Raw genomic sequence first — 416 nt, 5'->3', positions numbered from 1 at the left:
ACTGGTGGAACGCCGGCTATCTGATCATGTGGGGCTCCAACATCCCCGTGACCCGTACGCCGGACGCGCACTGGATGGCGGAGGCCCGCTACCGCGGCCAGAAGGTCGTCGCCGTGTCGCCCGACTACGCCGACAACGTGAAGTTCGCCGACGAGTGGCTCGCCGCGCAGCCCGGCACCGACGGGGCCCTCGCCATGGCCATGGGCCACGTGATCCTCAAGGAGTTCTTCGTCGACCGGGTCACGCCGTACTTCACCGACTCCGTCAAGAAGTACACCGACCTGCCGTTCCTGGTGGCCCTCGACGAGAGGGACGACACGCCGGGCACCTACCGTGCGGGCAAGTTCCTCACCGCCGCCGACCTGGGCGGCGAGCACGCGACGGCCGAGAACGCGGAGTTCCGCACCGTGCTGCTG

The 416-nt window shown here is 68.8% G+C and carries 1 protein-coding gene; it reads left to right on the top strand.

Features of this window, described 5'->3' with window-relative positions; genetic code table 11:
* The coding region (locus LPA54_RS40260; RefSeq protein WP_228985382.1) for a molybdopterin-dependent oxidoreductase at positions 1 to 416 on the top strand (416 nt) is incomplete at both ends.

The sequence above is a fragment of the Streptomyces sp. DH12 genome (assembly GCF_020873895.1).
Lineage (GTDB): Bacteria > Actinomycetota > Actinomycetes > Streptomycetales > Streptomycetaceae > Streptomyces.
The sequence above is the reverse complement of the archived record's forward strand: the minus strand, read 5'-3'. Positions and strand labels throughout refer to the sequence as shown.